The following is a 17,423-nucleotide window of genomic DNA, read 5'->3' as shown; positions in this document are numbered from 1 at the left end:
CCCATGTCCCATTCCGAAATAATTCACAAAAAATTTAGCACATTCTTTCGGAAAGGGGGAGAGGGATATTCCGAAGGAATGTGCAAAAAAGAGTCTTTTTTGTGCGGAAATAAAGTGATAATTTACACATGATTTCGCTTTTTCGGAGGAGAGCTCGTTCGGGGCGTTTATGGAGTGTTACGGGAAGTTGGCGGCTGGATTGGAGAGGGAATAGGCCGTCGGAGTGGGGAACCGGGATTTACCGGTTCTCTTTTTTTGGCATGGGGAGCGGGACTTATTGAAGATTTGCTGGCATGGTTGCCGTAATCGATTGGTGCTAATGTCAAGTGAACATAAAATTCCCGGGGGATTCGCACCTCTTGGTATTCCTGAATTTTCGGGGATTTTGTATAATAAAATTAAAGTTTTTGGAGGGCATTTTTTTCGATTCGTACTTTTGGCCTTCGGAGCCCTTGAGCCACAAGGGCCGAAAAAGTTGGCTGTCGCACCCCGCGTGTGTGAGGGGATTGAAACCCGCAGGACGTGAAAGTTTGCTTGCTTCTTGCTGTCGCACCCCGCGTGTGTGAGGGGATTGAAACAACAAAACATTACCGTTCAAATCAAAACCTATAGGGTCGCACCCCGCGTGTGTGAGGGGATTGAAACTGGATTCGCCAAAATTTCTTTTTCTCTCTGTTTTAGTCGCACCCCGCGTGTATGAGGGGATTGGAACTTCCGTTTTAGTTTCAAAATGTAAATGTGTACCCGGTTGCACCCCGTATGTATAAGGGGATTGAATCAGTGGTTCGAATTTCTCATATCCTGGTTTGATTACACTCCGATATAAGAGGGGATTGAAACACTTCAATGCACCCACTGGTTTTTGTTTGTTCGATAGTCCCACCCCGCATTAATAAAGGGATCCAAGCTAACCCTCCCTCCTAAATCCCTCTTGTTGCTTTAACAAGATCGTTTTTTAAGTTTTTTAATTTTCCGCTTGCCAAACAAAAAACGCAGCCTTTGCATGGCAGGGAAAATCCGCAAAGGCTGCATTTTTATTTGGAATTCTCTGCTTTTCCCACATTCGTGCGGGGACTGTAAGATTTTCAAAAGCGGTCCGATTATTTTGCTAATATGATGGCAGTTGGTGGAGGGGGTGTTGGGCAGTTTGGGGAAATGGATTTGGTTGGTATCGAGAAAGGTATAAAACTGAAAAAAGTGCTGAACTTTGCGTTATCTCTATATTGATTATTTCTGGATGAAAAGGAATTGTGGACGGAGCAGGGGCAGGCATCTCGCTCGATTATATATAATGAAAAGCAGGCAAACACGGATGCCAGGACGATGAAAATCAGTTCTTTGTATTTTTGGGAGGATGGCAAGTACATTCAGCTCCTTTTCAATTGGTTGAATTTGTAAAATATAGAACGTTTTAGCTGGAAAACGGTTTCTGGGAATTCTTCGTACCTCTACTCTAAGGAAAGGATGTTTTATTAACGGGATTGATTAATTGGATACAATAGGAAATAATAAGTTTGCAGAGTATTGTAAAATATGTTTTCGATTGTATCGACTTTCAGTTCAATTTTGTTCTAAAAGGTGGTTGAAAATGGGAAAGCGTTCGGATTATGAAGATTATTCTGATGAAGAATTAAAGGATAGGGCCGAGTATGATTATGATGCTAGGGAAGAATTGAAGTTAAGGGGATATGATGAGGAGGAATATGAATATAAATATTATTCTACCAAAGAATTAATGGAGAGGGCCAAGTATGATTATAAAGCCGTGGAAGAATTAAGTTCAAGGGGATACCATAAGATTGACGGAGAATGGGTTAGTGATGAAGCTTTTGCTTTTGAAATGCTGGGATTATTATTCAAAATCGGAATGGTTTTGGCAATCCTTTTAGGAACCCATTTTTTAGTGGCTTATTCGATGGATTACCAGGTGTATGTGTTTGCCGCGTTTGCGATTACGTTTTTGTTGATGGTGTTGGGGCGCGGGACATCAAAGGTGCTGAATTTTCTTTTTTCGATCGGCTGTGTGGCATTGGCGACCCGATGCTATCCGGTTGTGTTTGAGTTTTTTGTGGGAACGGATTATTTTGATTATTTTTTGGCCGGACCCAACTTATGGGAATGGATTAAGTACGCATTGATTTATATTGCTTATGTTGCTGTCGTTCCTTTTTTGGTGATGCTATTTATTACGTTTTTTGTGAGGACTTTGGCGGAAAAGAAGGAAGCGGATGTGCAATGAAAAACCCTTTGAGTACGAAGGGTTTTTTGTTTTGGGGTTTTTTGGAAGGAATTCGCTCGAATGGAAATCATCGAAGGGAGGGTGGGGGTGGACTTGGGTGTATAAAGAATGATTTTGGGCGGATAGGGGTTCAACTCGGGCAGATAGAGAATGAACTTGAGTATTTGGAGTTTTCACTTGGGCGGATGGAAATTCATCTTGGTCATATAAGGAATGAACTTGGGCATTTGGAGTTTTCACTTGGGCGGATGGAGAATCAACTTGGGCATATAGAGAATAATCTTGGGCGAATAGGGTGATAACTTGGGCACTTGGAGCTTCACTTAGGCGTATAGGGGGTATCTTGGGCGTATGGATATCGGTCTTGGGCAGATAAGGATTCATCTTGGGCGGTTAGAGTGCATTCTAGGGCGGATGAAATGATTGCTTGGGCATTTGGAGATTCATCTTGGGCGAATGAGGTTTGTTCTTGGGCAGATAGGATTTATCTTGGGTGGATGGAGAATCAACTCGGGCATATAGAGACTGAACTTGGGCGGATGGTGATTAACTCAGGAACTTGGAGTAATCGCTTGGGCGGATAGGAATTCATCTTGGGCAGTTAGAGTGCATTCTAGGGCGGATGGAGGTTCATTTTGGGCGTATAAAGAGTGGTCTTCGGTAGATGGGGTATTAACTTGGGCATATAGTGAATCTACTTGGGCGAATGGAGAATGAACTTGGGTACATAGAAAATGGTCTTGGGCAGATGAAGAATCAACTCGGGCAGATAACTGAATTTGGGCGGATGATGATTAATCTCGGGCGGAAAGAGAATCAACTCGGGCAGATAGAGAATGATCTTGGGCAAATAGCTTAACAACTCGGGCAGATAGCACCCCGAACCCAATAAAAACCCCAGGCACCCTGCAAGCACCTGGAGCTCCAAAAGCCGCATTACTCCTCGTCTTCCACATATTCCAATAAATCGCCGGGCTGGCAGTTCAGGGCCTTGCAGATGGCGTTTAATGTGGAGAACCGGATGGCCTTGGCTTGGCCGGTTTTTAAAATAAAGTACGGCAGCGCCAAAATGCAAGGCGGAAATAAAAAAGAGGCGTCCCTAAGACACCTCTTTCCATGCTTGGCCCCAGCGTTCAGTGCAAAGCCCCGCACCAAGCCCTTGCTCTCCGAAAACTCCATGCATCTTGCAAGTTCCAGGACCGACGCCAACGTATTCAAGTTATAAAAGGATAAGCCAATTGAAGAGCTAATCTTGCAAGTTCCAGGATCGACGCCAACGTATTCAAGCTACAATTGCAGAGCCGTTCTTGAAATCCCGGGTACCAGGGCAATCCAATCCCCGCCCGCTAATCCCGCCTTTCCTTCTTAATCGTATTCGCTTCCACATCGGCGATTTTGAGGGCGTCGCCCGTGTTTTGCAAAGTGTATCTCTTTTGTCGTTCGTAGTACCAATGGCCGTCTTCCTTGGAACGGTATTCGAAGGCTTCCCGCGTTTCGATCAGGATGCCGTTGTCCGGGAGAAGCGCCGCATCCACGATATCGTTTGACAAAAAGCGGTATTCATAGCCGCTAATTCCCCGGTGGCCTTCCACGAAATCCCTGTATTCCTTTTCGATTGGAGTGCCCCTCACGAAATAATCGGCCACGTAATCAAAGTCCGCATGGTTGACGGCCTTTTCGTAGTCCTTCCGGAAATTCAAGATCCATGCTTCGGCGTCCGAAGCCGGAGCGTTATAAAATGCCTGGGTGAATTTCACTTGTTTTGCATCCGGAAACGTGATATGGGCATCGCCGTTTGTCAAATGCAGGGTTTTGGATTTGATTTTTTCCCCGTTTTCATTCGTTGCCACCGCATAGATTTCCACCGAACCATCCAATGGCGCGGCTGCCAGTTGGATTTCCTCCGCCGTCTTCTTCGTGTTCTTTCCATTTATATACACAATCGCATCCGGGATGTCCGACGTCAATTCAATGGGCTTCAGTTTCAGATTGATCGGAAATTCATATTGCTCCCCCGATAAATACACTTCGACCTTGTCTTCCTTCGTGAAATAATCGTCCTTATACGTAATGGTGAATTCATAAGGACCCGGGGCGAAATAGCCGATGTTGACACGGTCTTTATTGATGGGAACGGGCTCTTTGTTTCCCACCGAAATGGCCGCTTCCAGGCCGGGGTCGGGCGTGGACACCAGCGCTTTGACCGGCCGCACCCTGAATTCGTATTTCTTGTAAAAGAGCAAAAACGGTTTGTTGGCGATGGAGATGATGCGGTTGCCCGATCCGTCCTTCACTTCCGCGCTGCCGTGCCGTTTCGCTTCCTTCGCGGCGTTTTTCAACTTCTCTAAAATCCATTGGTTGTCTTCCATATACGTATAAAAACTTTTCGGATTGACGTAGGTTTTTTCGGTGTACGTGAAGGCATCGGCCAGTTTCGCCGGTTTATGGTTTTCCACGTATTTGGCGATTTTGTCGGCCTGATTGACAGGATCCAGTGTGTGCCGGATGAACAGATGGGCTCCGGTAAACAGCAGGATGGCCGCCAGGATGGAGATGAATGCGATGTTTTTGTCTTTGCTCAGGATTTTGCTTTGGCCCAAAGCCTGGACGGCGGGAAGAAATTTGTTTTGGATGAAGGCGCTGATTACAGGACGGATCTTGTTTTGGATGAATGATGCGGTTTGGGAAGGGAGCGGAGTTTTTTCTTTGGCGCGTACTTGGATGCGTTTTTCAGCACGGATTTGGCTGCGTTTTCGGACCGGTGTTTCCTGCTGAAGCCGGGCTCCGCAATGGCTGCAGAAGTTTTGGGAAGGCGCGATTGGCTGCCCGCAGCGGGAGCAGGTTTGGCTGATGGTTGTTTCGGATGGAATCGGCGCCGTACCGGAATCCGGTAGTTCCGCGCCGCAATGGATGCAGAACGTTTCATTGCCGCCGGTTGCCCGTTTGCAATGTGGACATGTTTTCATGGTGAACCTCCATTCTGGTGGGAGTGCCAAGTATTTTGGAATGTCAGGTGCCGAAAGCGCCGGCCGCCGATCGGGGACACCCGAAAGGCGCTCGGCAAGGGCGTCTGCAATGCAACCCATTCTTACCGCTATTACATTATGAAATTGATTTTTAAATTATTAGTAAGGGGGAGCAAGTTGGGGAAGTGGGGCGGGATGAAAGCGGCTTCCGCGGCGGATGAAAAAATGCCGGGCAGGGTACACCCCGGGCAACCCGGCATGACATCTTCTATTCAAGTAAAGTAGCGCACCCCAAAAAAAGGAAGGGAGAATGGCGGAACCTAATCGTCATAGTGGAATTCGAGCTCCTGGCCGAACAGATTGTGCAGGCGCTTAAGGGAAAACGGAAAAAATGCCGGGCGCCATGAGATACCCGGCATTCACGATTGTTTAACATACATGCAATTGTCATTATTATCTATGGTTCCGTCTATAATGAGCGGAGTGTTCAGAGCTTTCGGTATTTTATTTAAAGTATTGTGCGGGATGCATGAGTGCCGCATTTGGGGCTCAGGCCATATATCTCCATGGCATCGGCCCGGATATCCGCAAATTCCCCATTTTCTCCCGCAACCGTTTCATGAAGCGGTCCCGCCCTTTTGAAGGTGTAGGAGGTTCGCGGTTTCAGCGCAACTTATCCGCAACCGCTTCATGGAACGCCCAAGCCTTCTTGTTGATTTGGGACGGGATGCCATGTTCTCAACGCAATTTCCTTCTCAAACGCTTCAGAAGCCGGTCCTTCCGCTTTTTGATGGCCTCGGCGGTGACGCCATATTTCTTCTCCAACTCTTTATATTTATACCGGTAATAATAGATGTCCAGGAGCAGTTCCATTTCTTCCCGCGTCACCAGGGACTCCAGATCCATGAACAGTTCCGGACAGGCGGACGCGCCGGTTTTCATTTGCCGCTGGTGGGCCAAAAAGGTGAGCGTCTCCTTTTCGCAGCTCGTTTGGAGTTCATCATACCGGTTTTCCAGGCTCATTTCCCTGAAAACCGCGGTGAGCATCATGCGGTACGCGTACGGCGCAAAAGGCCCGCGCGCCGGGTCGTAATTCTTCCACGCCTCCCACAAGGCAATCGTCGCGCAATGTTTGTAATAATCATGGTTTTTGTAAACCCTCGCCCGTTTCAGCACCCTGTACATCATCGGGGCATATTGTTCTAGAATCTGATCAAACGCCTCCATTCCGCTTCTCCTTGCGATCAGCGCTGATCCATATTCCCGGGTGCTTTTATCATAAGAAAGCCCCGCCGTTTCATCGAATCGGTTATTTCGCGGATTTTGATGAAAATCTTATGGATTTTTTAGGAAAATTTAATTGAAATATTTGAGAATTGATGAAAAATTAGGTAAATTATCAAATTAAGGAAAATTTTAAAAATTCTACATTTTGTATTGTATTTTTTTGTTTATACTGTATAATTCTAGTTGGATGCTGGGCCATATGTTGTAAGTCTATGAACCTTCCATGCGCGCTTGAGATAGGCCATAGTATATACAAGCGGATATGCAGCCAACTATAGGGGGGACGTAAATGATAAACAGAGAAATGAATGAAATGGACATCATGAAAAATTTCAATGTTTATGCGATTACGCCTTTCTATAATGAATTGCATTCATCAAAGATTTTGACTTACGACAAAGGGATTTTTGTATCGACGAAAACGGTGCAGCAGCTGCTGGATGAAGTGTGCATCTGCTTCGGCGCCGATTTGAATGGACGGATGAAGTCGGCGAGGAGAATATTGAAAAAACGGAAAAATCCGCCGATTGTGATTTCGGAAGAGCGGGAAATGGCCGCCTGCCAGCTGCCGATGGAAGGCTACCACGAGCCGCTGTGGGCGATTGATCTGGAATTCAAGGTCGAGCGGGTGGACAAAAACTCCTGCCACGTGGTTTTCCGGAATCATGATCGGTTTCTTGTGGGCTTGTCCGAGGAAAAGGTGTGGGAGAGGAGAAGGCTCGCCATGGCGTTGTTGTATGAGACGAAGTATTTGTCGGGCCGGAAAGGGTTTTGGAAAGTGGATGCGATACCCGCTTGCGGTTCCATTTTGCGCGACGGCATGGTTTAATGGTGCAGAATCTTGACGCACGAAAATTGGCCTAAATGTTCCATATGCGTGGTGCATGGTTTGGTATCGTAAAATTTTGCCGGCGAAAATTGCCTTGAAGGTTTCATTTTTTTCGTTATAGCGTGGTTTGATAGCAAAAAAATTTTGACGGACGAAAGCTGCCCTGAACGTTTCATTTTGCTCCGTGGCATGGTTTAATAGTATAAAGAGCATTTTCATCGGGACTGATGGAAAACCGGTTTTTTCAGATGAGGGTTCCGGTGATGAGCGGAATGAAATTGACATGGCAAGGGTGATATGATGACGGCTACGGAAACGGTACAAAAAGGCAGCAAAGTTTGGTTGTTGTTGTTGGCGCTTGTGCTGTTGAGCAATCTTGTTCTGTATCATACGGATTTTGGTTTGTCGCTGTTGCCGGAAGAGGCCAAGGCGGTCGTTCTGGGAAGCTTGTTCGATTTTGTCATCACCATCCCGGTTTTATTCATGTTATATCAGAAAAAATTCAGCGCGAAATCCGCAATCCTTTTGTTCGCGACGGGATGCGTTGCCGCCAGATTCCTGATTCCCAAGTCCTTTTTGGAGCCATTCCTCTTTGTTACTTGGGCGGGGGTTGCGATCGAATCGGCATTGTTTCTTTTGGAGCTGGCCGTCATCTTTGTGTTGGTCAAATATTTGCCGAAGATCGTCCGGAGGGTGAAGGAAAGTCCGCTGCCCCTCATCTTTTCGTTTCCGAAGGCGGTGGACGAATACATACCGAACCATCAGCTGATCCAGCTGCTTTGCACGGACTTCCTCATGTTTTATTATGCTTTCTTCAGCTGGAAGAAGAAGCCGAAAGAGGGGATTACGCTTTATAAAAATTCCAGTTATGTCGTCTTTCAGCTGATGCTGATCCATGCCATTGTTATTGAAACCATCGGCCTTCATTGGTGGCTGCATGAGAAATCCATGGTGCTTTCCCTGATTCTTCTGTTTTTGAATGTGTATTCGGTTATTTTTCTGTTGGGCGATCTGCAGGCGGTGCGGTTGAACCCGGTGTATGTTGATGATGAGGCGATGTATTTGTCGTTCGGGCTGTTGAAGCGGGCGGAAATCCGGTTTGAAGATATTGAGGGGGTCAAGGAAAATCCGGAAATCGGCAAGAAGAGGGACAAGGACACCATTGATTTTATCGCCGGCGATTTTGAAACGCCGGAACCCCATTTGATGCTCGTCATGAAAAAGCCGGTTGCCGTCGTTTCGTTGTTGGGCGTGAAAAAGGAATATCGGAAGGTCCTTATCCGGTCGGACGCCCCCTCCGAGTTGAAACAGGCGGTTTTGGATGGAATGGAGAGATGTGGACGGGATAACAGGGAAGATTGAGTTATGTGAAGTGGCGTGTTTGATCTTGGGAGGAATGCTGTGTCCGCCCGGGCGGATAGAAATTAATCTTGGGCATATAGGTTGTGAACTTGGGCGGAAGAGAGTTGAACTTGGGCATATCGGATGTGTGCTTGGGTGGAAGAGAGTTGACTTGGGCATATAGAATATGTGCTTGGGTGGATGGTGTGTATACACGGTCGGATAAGGTTGAGCAGCAGGTTTGAATGCGGAGAGAATTTGATATGCCTTCATTAAAGGCGAACGAAGAATGGATGAAAATGAAATGTTTGATTTTTGGATGAACAGGACACCACTGGCTTATTTGTCGGCCAGTGGTGATTTTTTTGGTTTGGGGAAATTAGGGTGGGGGACTTGGGCGTATGAGGATTAAACTTGGCATAATGTATGTGAACTTGGGTAGATGGGGATTCATCTTGGGCATATAGGGTAAGAACTGGGTCAGATGAGGAATAAACTTGGGCATATAGTGGATTAACTTGGGCAGATGAGGAATAAACTTGGGCATATAGTGGATGAACTTGGGCAGATGGGAATTCATCTTGGGCATAGAGAGAATGAACTTGGGCGGATGGGGATTCATCTTGGGCATAAAGGGTGAGAACTTGGGCGGATGGGGATTCATCTTGGGCATAAAGGGTGAGAACTTGGGCGGATGGGATTCATCTTGGGCATAAAGGGTGAGAACTTGGGCGGATGGAGATTCATCTCGGGCATAAAGGGTGAGAACTTGGGCGGATGGGAATTCATCTTGGGCATAGAGAGAATGAACTTGGGCGGATGGGGATTCATCTTGGGCATAGAGAGAATGAACTTGGGCGGATGGGGATTCATCTTGGGCATAAAGGGTGAGAACTTGGGCGGATGGAGATTCATCTCGGGCATATAAGATGTGAACTTGGGCAGAAGGGAATTCATCTTGGTCATAAAGGGTGAGAACTTGGGCGGATGGAGATTCATCTCGGGCATAAAGGGTGTGAACTTGGGCAGAAGGGAATTCATCTCGGGCATATGTAGAATGATTTCGGGCAGATAAGCCGCTCCACTTGTTCATGTGCAAATTCCGTTGAACGAATTGGCAATTTTTATTTTGTGTGCCATAATAAAATCCATGAATAGTTACCAATTTATTGAAGAGGTGGCGCCATGAACGTGATGGAGCTTTATGCACAATGGAGAAACGCGGATTTGCCGGAAGATTTGCAGGAGGAATTGAACCGGATCGAGGGTGATTCTGCTGCGATCGAGGACCGGTTTTATCAATATTTATCCTTTGGAACGGCGGGGATGCGGGGTGTCCTTGGCGCGGGGACGAATCGCATGAACCTGTATACCATCCGGCGGGCGGCGGAAGGGCTGGCCTGCTACATCGATTCCCATGGGGAAGAAGCGAAAAAGCGCGGGGTCGTGATCGCCTATGACACGCGGCATTTTTCCCGTGAATTCGCGGTGGAGACGGCCCGGGTGCTGGGGGCGCATGGAGTTTCTTCCTATCTATATAGGGAACCCCGGCCGACGCCGCAATTATCCTTTTCGGTGCGGGCATTGCGGGCAATTGCCGGGGTGGTGATCACGGCGAGCCACAATCCGAAGCAGTACAACGGTTTCAAAGTGTACGGGGAAGATGGGGCGCAGCTCGTTCCATCGGCGGCGAAAGCGATCGTGGAGCATATGGAGAAGATTGAGGATCTTTTTGCGATTCAAGCGGCCGATGCGGAGGAGTTGGAGCGGCAAGGGCTGCTTCGTTGGATTCTGGAAGAGCAGGATGAACAGTATTTGACGAATTTATTGACGCTGAAAGAACGGAACGATGTGGATTTCGGATTGGACATAGTCTATACGCCTTTGCATGGGACAGGTTTTGTGCCGGTCACGAAAGCGCTGGAGGCGTTCGGGTTTACGAATGTGCATGTGGTGGAAGCCCAGGCGAGTCCGGACGGTTCATTCCCGACGGTGGCGTATCCGAATCCGGAAGAACCGGCCGCCTTTGGGATGGCGATGGAGCTGGGCAAGCGGACCGGCGCGGATTTGCTGCTCGCGACGGATCCGGATGCCGACCGCCTTGGCGTGGCGGTGCGGAAAGGCGGAAAGTATGAATTGTTGACGGGCAATCAGCTCGGGGCGCTGCTCTTGCATTATTTGCTGGAGACGAAGAAGACGCAGGGGACGCTGCCCGCAAATGGCGCGATGGTGAAGACGATTGTGACCTCCGAGATGGGGGCCGCGATTGCGCGGAAGTATGGCGTGAAGACGTTCAATACGTTGACCGGGTTCAAGTATATTGCGGAGAAGATTGCGGAGTTCGAGAAAACGGGCGAGTATACCTTTTTGTTTGGCTATGAGGAGAGCTACGGCTATTTGATCCGGCCGTTTGCGTGGGATAAGGACGCGGTGCAGGTAGCGGTAAAGGTGGCGGAGATGGCCGCCCATTATGCGACGAAAGGAAAGACGCTGCTCGATGTGATGGAGGAGTTGTATGCGGCGTTCGGGTATTACCGCGAGGCGCTGGTGTCGAAGGTGTTTGAAGGAAAACATGGCCAGGAAGAGATGCGCGCGATTTTGGATGGATTGCGGGAGCGGCTTCCGCGGGAAGTGGCAGGCGTGCCGGTTGTGCGGGTGGAAGATTATTGGAAAGGCGAGGCGGTTGTGGCGGACGAGGGAACGGATGGCGCATTTGGAAGGACGGAGCCTTTGACGCTGCCGAAGGAGAATGTGCTGAAGTTTGTGTTGGCGGATGATTCCTGGGTGACGATCCGCCCTTCCGGCACCGAGCCGAAGTGCAAATTTTATTTTGGCGTGGTGAAGGAGAGCGGGGAGGAAGCCGAACGGGCGTTGGAAGAGCTGAAGAGGGCGTTTCTTTGAGTATTTGGAATGGAATGTTTTTACAGGTGCCTGAGCTTTGAGCAGGCGCCTATTTTTTTGTGGAAATTTTATGTTCCCGTAGCGTGGGGAGGAGATGGTGCTTTGTGGGGAAGGGGAATGGGGGAGAACCGGATAGAGCGGCAATTCGTGCGGATGGGAATTGATCTGGGGTGGATGGGGATACATCTTGGGCGGATGGGGATTCACCTTGGTCATTTGAGACCTTAACTTGGGCAGATGAAAAATCAACTTGGGCGGATGGGGATGCATCTTGGGCGGATAGGGATGCATCTTGGGCGGATGGGGATACGTCTTGGGCGGATGGGAGTTCACCTTGGTCATTTGAGACCTCATCTTGGGCAGATGAGAAATCAACTTGTGCATTTGAGCCTTAACTTGGGCAGATGAGAAATCAACTTGGTCACATGAGAAATCATCTTGGGCGGATGGAGCCCCACTAAGTGGAAACTCGCGCAGAAAAAATTTCACCTTTCTCGTACGGAGCACCAACGCTCGCGAAAAAATATTTCATCTTGCGCGGATAAAAAGATAGTTGTTGCAGATAGAGCTGCAACTTGCGCACAACAAAATATCCCATTGCACACAAGGAGAATCCCATTCTGCGTCTCCGATTTCCTGAATAAAAAGCACTGTCCTTTCCTGTTCGTCAATCATGCCAAAATGCCTCCGAATTCACACCGAATTAATTAGGATGGCAGGACTATTGAATTCATTCCCGGTTAATTTAAAATTGAATTGTATGATTCTGGAAAAATATAAAACCTTTGCATCATTTAAATTTTTTTTACCCTGTTTCTTATTTTTCAGTAATTTCTGCTCCAACGGGGAATCGGGCGGGAGCGGCGGCCTCTTTGCCCACTTCAACGAATCGATTCCCATGCCACCATCAGGGCCATTCCCTGAAATAGAAGTGCCAAATGTTTTCTAAAAAAAGGCGCCATTACACCATCTCCTGAATAACAGTGCCAAACAAACCCATCGGAAAGGAAGAAACTTCATGCCAAAACATTCGTACCACAAATTCTTCTCGGCAGCCATTGCGGCAACCGTCGCCACAGCTGCGGCAGTGGCGGCGCCGGAAACCCATGCGGAAGCAAAATCATTTCCGGATGTGAAATCCACCGATTATTTCTATGAAGCTGTGAAAAGTTTGACAGAACGAGGCATTATCAGCGGTTTTCCGGACGGCACTTTCAAGCCGGGCAAATCGGTGACTCGCGCGCAGGCGGCAAAAATTTTGGCCGGGGTTCTTGGGCTTGATACGAAAAATGTCAAAAACCCCGGATTTAAAGATGTCGGCACATCCAACGAATATTACGGCGCGATTGCGGCGCTCGCCAATGCCGGCGTCATCAGCGGCTATCCGGACAAAACCTTCAAGCCGAACGAGCCGATTCAGCGCAATCACATGGCGAAAATCATCGCGCGCGCCTTTCAGCTGGAAGCTTCCTCCAAAACGAAACTTCCATTCAAAGACGTCAGCAAAGATTATGAAAAATACATCAAAGCGCTCTATGAATACAACATCACGACCGGAACAACCCCGGACACTTTCGGCGGAAATGCCAATGTAAACCGCGGTCAATTGGCGGCGTTCGTTGTCCGCGCGGAAAATGTGGAATTTGAAACGACCTTTACCATCACGGACATTTCCGGAAACACGGTCTACGCCGGCGACAAACGTTACATAGTGCCGAGCGGGCTCCAAGGATTTTTCAGTACCGCCAACAAACCGGTATTGAAAGGGGCCCAAGTGAAAGCCAAAATCAAAAAAGGGCAAATCGTTTCCATCAGCTCCTTTGCATTAAGCAATTCCGGAATCCAGCAACTTTACCGGGTGATTCCGCTTGCAAAAGTCAATGGAAAATACCAGGATTTCACCCTTGGCTATATGAACGGCCACTTTGTCGGCCTTTATTCCGAATTGAAAGTTTCCAAGGGGGATAAAATTGAACTGGTGGCCGCCAATGATTTGACGATCTATTATGAATTGGCCACAGCCGAAGAACTTGCGCAAGGAAAATACCGGATCGCCACGAAAGACAGCGCCCGATATAAGGAACCGATTCCAATCAATGCTTCCACCTATTTGCATGCCATTGCGGTGAAAGATGGAAAAACGGTCGGCGAAATCAAAGCGCCAATCACCGTATTGACATCCGGCAGCGCGCAAAATGTGAATACTGCAACGGAGCAGGGCGCTAAGGGAGGAGAAAACGCAATAGGAAATACAGTCAAAGTATCCGGAGCGGAAGCCGGGGCAAATGCCGGGAATGCGGCTGCGGGCCAAAATAATCAAGCAACGTCCGGCACCATCACATCAAGCGGATTCAATCTGAAGTTGTCCGGCGATGGGGACAAGGTCAAAGTGCGGATTTCATCTTCCGAAAATATTCCGCTTTCCGATCAGATCGTCATCAAAGTCAACGATCAGGTATACACTGCGGAACAATTGGCATCCAATAATCCGAACGAAATCGTCCTGGAGATTCCAAAAGACGGTCAGCTCCAATCCCTCTCCATCAGCTTTAAATATTTGGATGCGGAAAAAATCATGAAAACCATTGTATTCCCGAAAATCGAACTCCCTTTCTTTAGTTTTGGAGGAAAATAAGGGATTCCTGCTTCAAGAAGCGCGGCGCTTTGGGGGGCGCCGCGCATTTTAATTCTTTCGGTAAAAGTTTGGCGAAGCGCATGGGGATATAAGGAAGCATTTTTATTTTCGCTTTCTTATCTAATAGATATGATGCCGATGGGATTGGTGTTTGAATCGGCGGAGGAAAAGGGCAACGGATAGTGTTCCGATTGCCGGAATGGAATGCCTTCCGGATCAATGGAATGGTGCATGTGATGGATGGCATTTGTAAACGAAGCGGAGATGCGGTTTGGCCGATTTTGATGTTGGTGCATTTCATCGAGGGATATCCTGAATCAGGAGTTGCAAAGTTGCGAAAGGTTGGTTATAATAAAGTTAGTGAAAATGATTATCAATATCACAAAATGTTGCATCGAAACGTGAACCGGCATCGACCCAGGCAAACAATTGCATTTTATTGGCCATGGCAAGAAGAACAAATACCATGCCTTGTGTGATACCTCGAGTTCATTCGTTTCCCTCCTTAAATGATAGTGCATGCAAAACCCGCATATCCAACACGGATATGCGGGTTTTGTTTTGTCCCGGGCTTTGCCATATGGCCGCGGCTTTTCATGGAAATCTTAAGAAAAAAGATTTATATGGGAAAATGCCATTGCGTCCACGGCGGAATCGGGAATCTGTAGGGCGTTTGGGGGAATTGGGGGGGATGAAGGGGGAATCGCGCCGAATGATTCGTCCGTTAATCGATCGGATTTGCGGCGGCAAGGATTTTTGATGCCATAGAATCGCCCGACATAAGGGAATCCAGCCATTCAAACAAATTAATTTCCATATATGCAAACTTTTTCAAAAATAAAACAGAACAATCCGACATCACACCGACAAGCGTTGCGGATAGTTCTGTTTTTATTTTCAAGATATTCTTTTCCATCGAGGAGGCAAACCTCTTTATATTTTCATGCCAATAATGTCATTCTTTTGATTGAATTAGAAAATGTGAAAAATAAACTATAAAAGAGAATATTGTTAAAATTTGTATTAAAATGTATATTTAATATACAGATTGGGATTGAATTGGTTATTCATCGCTTCTGCAGATGCCCACAAATTGCACAACAATCTGGCCATCATTTGATTTGATGGGACTGCCCGATATTTTTTAAAGTAAATAAATAATTTCAAATACAGAAATGCCGTGCTGTTTGGCCAAATTTCTTCGCAGTAATAGCGGTTCTCCGTGACCGTGGCGAAGGAGAAGGTTTCCACGCCGGCAATGAAACGTGTCCGTTCGCCATTATATATGTTTTCAATGTAATGCATGGAAGGCGAAACAATCGGGTCATGCGCTCCATCGTAGTTGGCGATTTGTTGTTGGAAGATGAATGAAATCTCATCCAAATTTTCGACAAAACATAATCCGTGGGCAAAAGCCTTATCATATCCTCTTACATTCGTGGACAATCCGCTTTCCTCAATTAAATCGATCAAAGGCAATTTTTGATCCTTTAAATAATCGTGACGGATGATTTGGCGGGATCCGCTTAAATGTTCGGAATTTTCGCAATCGAATATGTGCAATAAATACCAATCCCCCTGATCATCCGCCGTTAACAAAAATTTTTCCTTATATAAATAATCGACAAATCGAAAAGGCGAATCAAAGTAGGCGTCATCCGCTTTTTGAATCCGCTTGATCGAAGTGCTTGGTTTGACAATCGGAACAGCTACTGCAGACCGAATAATCAAATTGGTCCCTCCCTATTATCCAGTTCTCCACACTTTGGTTAAATTTATAAACTGAAAGGTAAGATTTTATGAAAGAACATCGTAAGACCGGACATAATGTTCTTCATTTACTATATCCAATTCGTAAAAAAAATGAAAGTAATTGTAAAAATAAAGGAAGTTTAGAAGGGTTGCTAACAAGGCTTCAGTTCGAAAGGTTCGGTTGCTCTGCAGACAATCCATCAAAAGAGAACAAGAATAATATTTTTAGTGTATATCCTAGTACTTTCAAGAAAAATGAAGTGTTTGTCCAAGATAGCCACAGCTATTGGATATCGGAAAAACAAGTGGCGGAATATTTTCATCCGACAGTGCAAGGGAGTCTATTTCGAAGCGGCAATTTAAAAAAGTATCGAAAAATCGAGGGCGAAATTTTCATTGCCGATTTAAAGAATCCTGATCATCAGGAAGACAATACAAAAAATCAGCATACTATTGCCTTTCAATGGCTTGCTACAGAAATTTATGTATTTAATGAGGATTATGCCTTTTTAGTGGTCCGATTAAGTTTATTGGAAAATGTGTCCGTCGATAAGAATGATATTGAATCCTCTCTAAGACAACCATACCCACAACCTGTCCAATCGTTGAATATTTGGATGAAATTTGCGAATCGCGTACGGCAAAACTATAAAAAATACGCAACCCAGCCAAAATTACAGATCACACATGCTTTTAATGAAGAAAAGCAAGAAGTCATGAAAGTGGAAGAATCCTCTTTTTTTAATTATTTGGAAAAACATTATAAAGATTTATTTGCAAAGTACGCAATTTCGAATGTGGATTTAAATGGGCAAGGGGAATTGGAACTTCCACAACGAATAGAACCCAATGCCTTTCTCTACGCTTTTGTCCAAACCGATTCAACTGAACCGTTAACAAATAATGAGCTTAATCAATTGATTCATATTGATGACTATGATGGAGAGAGTGGCAGTACGCCTGAATTTATTGATGAGTTTGTAAACCGGCATTTGTATAAAAGATGGATTTCTTATGGAACGTATACAACTGCCATTGATTATGGATCTATTACCATTTCGCAAAATAGAAGCTTTGTTTACTCCTTCCGGAAAAGCGATTTATACAAACAATCGTTTCCCAATTTATTAATTCAACACTATGGATCTACGTCAAGTTTTTGGACACAAAAAGATTAAGTTTTTTTGCACAACAACCATTCATGGATTGTTCCACATCCCAAGTAGATTGTCAAAGTGAAAAGAGCCTTTGACAATCTACTTGGGACGTGGAGAAATAAACCCATGGCTGTTGTGCCAAAAAATGTGAAGGGGGGAAGTGTTCTGTACCCCATGTTTTACGCTGCTATTCGGCACATTTTTTCGTATTCATCCGGTGTCAAATAACCAATGCTTCCATGAATTCGTTTTCGATTATACCAACCTTCGATGAATTGAAATAACGCAATTCTCGCTGTCTCAAAGCTTTCGTATT

17 protein-coding genes are annotated in these 17,423 nt (G+C 46.3%); 9 read left to right on the top strand and 8 right to left on the bottom strand.

Annotation, left to right across the window (positions count from 1 at the left end):
- Positions 1-174 precede the first annotated feature (174 nt).
- Complete coding sequence (locus FKZ59_RS15145; RefSeq protein ID WP_281279251.1) at positions 175-306, top strand: hypothetical protein; 132 nt, start codon at positions 175-177, stop codon at positions 304-306.
- A 1,282-nt stretch (positions 307-1,588) separates the two neighbouring features.
- Entirely contained in the window at positions 1,589-2,239 is a 651-nt protein-coding gene (locus tag FKZ59_RS13470) for a hypothetical protein (RefSeq protein ID WP_141603272.1), read from the top strand.
- A 694-nt stretch (positions 2,240-2,933) separates the two neighbouring features.
- Here FKZ59_RS13470 and FKZ59_RS13465 read toward each other — a convergent pair.
- The 4 genes from FKZ59_RS13465 to FKZ59_RS13450 form a co-directional block, all read right to left on the bottom strand.
- Positions 2,934-3,167 carry a hypothetical protein gene (locus tag FKZ59_RS13465; protein WP_141603271.1) on the bottom strand — a complete coding sequence of 78 codons (234 nt, stop codon included), beginning with the start codon at positions 3,165-3,167 and terminating at the stop codon, positions 2,934-2,936.
- 8 nt (positions 3,168-3,175) lie between these two features.
- Positions 3,176-3,391 (bottom strand): helix-turn-helix domain-containing protein, encoded by a 216-nt coding sequence (locus tag FKZ59_RS13460; RefSeq protein WP_246045897.1) that lies wholly within the window; start codon positions 3,389-3,391, stop codon positions 3,176-3,178.
- Between the two features lie 194 nt (positions 3,392-3,585).
- Positions 3,586-5,205 carry a zinc ribbon domain-containing protein gene (locus tag FKZ59_RS13455; protein WP_181733301.1) on the bottom strand — a complete coding sequence of 540 codons (1,620 nt, stop codon included), beginning with the start codon at positions 5,203-5,205 and terminating at the stop codon, positions 3,586-3,588.
- A 738-nt stretch (positions 5,206-5,943) separates the two neighbouring features.
- The gene (locus FKZ59_RS13450; protein ID WP_141603268.1) at positions 5,944-6,432 is read right to left on the bottom strand and encodes a sigma-70 family RNA polymerase sigma factor; all 489 of its coding nucleotides are present in this window, start codon (positions 6,430-6,432) and stop codon (positions 5,944-5,946) included.
- A 349-nt stretch (positions 6,433-6,781) separates the two neighbouring features.
- On the opposite strand from FKZ59_RS13450, the gene FKZ59_RS13445 reads away from it, so the two are divergent.
- The 6 genes from FKZ59_RS13445 (at position 6,782) to FKZ59_RS13425 (ending at position 14,198) form a co-directional block, all read left to right on the top strand.
- The gene (locus tag FKZ59_RS13445; protein WP_141603267.1) at positions 6,782-7,321 is read left to right on the top strand and encodes a competence protein ComK; all 540 of its coding nucleotides are present in this window, start codon (positions 6,782-6,784) and stop codon (positions 7,319-7,321) included.
- A 300-nt stretch (positions 7,322-7,621) separates the two neighbouring features.
- Positions 7,622-8,683, top strand: coding sequence for a beta-carotene 15,15'-monooxygenase (locus FKZ59_RS13440; RefSeq protein ID WP_328216256.1), 1,062 nt, complete (start codon positions 7,622-7,624; stop codon positions 8,681-8,683).
- 268 nt (positions 8,684-8,951) lie between these two features.
- A complete protein-coding gene (locus tag FKZ59_RS15140) occupies positions 8,952-9,074 on the top strand; it encodes a hypothetical protein (protein ID WP_281279250.1) in 123 nt (40 codons plus the stop codon).
- 282 nt (positions 9,075-9,356) lie between these two features.
- Positions 9,357-9,590 (top strand): hypothetical protein, encoded by a 234-nt coding sequence (locus tag FKZ59_RS13435; RefSeq protein WP_141603265.1) that lies wholly within the window; start codon positions 9,357-9,359, stop codon positions 9,588-9,590.
- 257 nt (positions 9,591-9,847) lie between these two features.
- Entirely contained in the window at positions 9,848-11,563 is a 1,716-nt protein-coding gene (locus tag FKZ59_RS13430) for a phospho-sugar mutase (RefSeq protein ID WP_141603264.1), read from the top strand.
- Positions 11,564-12,581: 1,018 nt separating this feature from the next.
- Positions 12,582-14,198, top strand: coding sequence for an S-layer homology domain-containing protein (locus FKZ59_RS13425; protein WP_141603263.1), 1,617 nt, complete (start codon positions 12,582-12,584; stop codon positions 14,196-14,198).
- Between the two features lie 116 nt (positions 14,199-14,314).
- Here FKZ59_RS13425 and FKZ59_RS13420 read toward each other — a convergent pair whose 3' ends face one another.
- From FKZ59_RS13420 to FKZ59_RS13410, 3 genes are all read right to left on the bottom strand, one after another.
- Entirely contained in the window at positions 14,315-14,494 is a 180-nt protein-coding gene (locus FKZ59_RS13420; protein WP_141603262.1) for a hypothetical protein, read from the bottom strand.
- Between the two features lie 428 nt (positions 14,495-14,922).
- Positions 14,923-15,114, bottom strand: a complete 192-nt coding sequence (locus FKZ59_RS13415) for a hypothetical protein (RefSeq protein ID WP_141603261.1) — start codon at positions 15,112-15,114, stop codon at positions 14,923-14,925.
- Between the two features lie 107 nt (positions 15,115-15,221).
- Positions 15,222-15,929: a hypothetical protein gene (locus tag FKZ59_RS13410; protein WP_141603260.1), complete on the bottom strand. Its 708-nt coding sequence runs from the start codon at positions 15,927-15,929 to the stop codon at positions 15,222-15,224.
- A gap of 68 nt (positions 15,930-15,997) precedes the next feature.
- Between FKZ59_RS13410 and FKZ59_RS13405 the strand changes: the two genes are divergently transcribed.
- Entirely contained in the window at positions 15,998-17,128 is a 1,131-nt protein-coding gene (locus FKZ59_RS13405) for a hypothetical protein (RefSeq protein ID WP_141603259.1), read from the top strand.
- A gap of 158 nt (positions 17,129-17,286) precedes the next feature.
- Here FKZ59_RS13405 and FKZ59_RS13400 read toward each other — a convergent pair.
- Positions 17,287-17,423: IS3 family transposase (locus tag FKZ59_RS13400; protein ID WP_141603258.1), on the bottom strand; the 137-nt coding region annotated here is incomplete at its 5' end.

The organism is Ureibacillus terrenus, from assembly GCF_006569205.1.
Lineage (GTDB): Bacteria > Bacillota > Bacilli > Bacillales_A > Planococcaceae > Ureibacillus > Ureibacillus terrenus.
The sequence above is the reverse complement of the archived record's forward strand: the minus strand, read 5'-3'. Positions and strand labels throughout refer to the sequence as shown.